The sequence below is a fragment of the Pontimicrobium sp. MEBiC01747 genome, from assembly GCF_053601635.1.
In genome coordinates this window covers 1-1,597 of the sequence record NZ_JBSHNS010000066.1, presented here as the reverse complement: position 1 = coordinate 1,597, position 1,597 = coordinate 1, and the positions used below count along the sequence as shown (strand labels likewise).

General features: G+C 36.5%; 2 protein-coding genes. Both read right to left on the bottom strand.

Features of this window, described 5'->3' with window-relative positions:
• Nucleotides 1-2 precede the first annotated feature (2 nt).
• On the bottom strand, nucleotides 3-614 hold the full coding sequence (locus tag ACVC2P_RS01105) for a DUF6705 family protein (protein ID WP_452596641.1): 612 nt from the start codon (nucleotides 612-614) through the stop codon (nucleotides 3-5).
• 14 nt (nucleotides 615-628) lie between these two features.
• Nucleotides 629-1,597 (bottom strand): hypothetical protein (locus tag ACVC2P_RS01100; RefSeq protein ID WP_452596640.1); only part of this gene is annotated, 969 nt, incomplete at its 5' end.

Below are 1,597 nucleotides of genomic sequence, written 5' to 3'. Positions count from 1 at the left end.
GACTACTGCTTTACTAACACCATTTCTAATGGCATTTTGTAGACATTTACTTGTTCGCCTGATGCGATATTGGTTACTTTTCTAACGGCGTTTTTCCAATCTAACGTCTCTTCCCCAGACGTATTGGTATATTCTATTGTTAAATCTGAAGACCCAATATATTTTGATAAACCAGGCTCTACAATGGCTAAGTGATAGCGATTAACTGAAGGTGGATTTTTAATCACACTACCATCTGCTAAATAGGTAAAAGTGGAAGCAAAACCATCTACCATAATCATTTTGCCGTAATCGGTGATGTAGGTGTTATACTGTTCTACACCATCTATAATTAATTTGAACTGTGCAGTTAATCTATCTTCCGTACAATTTCTTAAGTAGATTACAAAATCTTCAATCTTAGAAAAAGTAATTTCAAAATGGGTATTGGTTGCTGTATCTTCATAAACCCACGTGCCTATAAATTTATTGAGTTCACCATTTACGTCTTTAAAACTAACATCGCTAGCTAAGAAGTTCGTTGTATATTGAGTTTCTATAGGCGCAACTAAATTTTGCGACCAACTACTTATAGCCATTAAAAGCATAAGTGCATGTATATATATGTTTTTCATTTTTTTATCGATTTTTAAAGTTTAATCCAATTAATTATTTCTCCTTCACTATTATAAACTGCGACATATAAAGATAAGCCTGGTAATTTAATTGCTATAAAATTAGCAATGGCTTGTTCTTGTGCGACAGTATCATTTGGGTTAATGGTTAGAATAATCTCGCCCAATTCTCTAGCTATTCTTTTTCTTTCATTACCATCAACACTATAATCGCCTTCAAGGTTAACAATACTCTCCTCATCATTTGTTCTAATAGCATAGGTTTTACCCGAGTTCCCCTTAGACACAACAAAGTTAGTTACTTGGTTGATATTAGGTGAACTTGTCGGATTTTGTGCCGCTATCGCTTTTACCATGACTATATGTTCTGCAAGGTCTGTGCCACTTGGCACTTTGCGTATTGGTTGTGGTGGAATACTACTATCTAAATCAGGGTGGAAATGCGCACCTATGAGAGTGTTGTCTTCTAAAGGCGGAAAAAATAATGCATCAGATTCACCATCTGTTGGTTCTTGTGATGTAAACGTAGCATCACTATATGTATCAGGATTATTTATAGCATCCCCTGTATAGATAAAACGTTTTCCATCTTCTTGAGTAGAAAAACCCATACTAGTTTTTAAACGGTGTAATTCTGTTTTTATTTTAGGGATGGCGACTATTTTATTTAAGCTTTCTATATGGGGATCTTGGTCATCTTCACCAATAAGAGGGCAAGTAGGGCATAATGCAGGCGTTGTCTTTGGGGGAACATAATTTGTACCATTGTCATAACCACCACTTTGGCTTCCGCTTGGGTTACTGTTTGGATTTCCAGATGTATTAGTGCTACCGCCACCATCACCACAACTTTCCTGATTGGCCGTTAACACCCAGCCTCCACTAGTAGCCATTAAATCTGGATTTCCCCATCCTTTACATGCTGCTCCTTCTTGATACGTATGGTTTCCTCCTGCATTACAAGTATTTCCTGTATACCAATC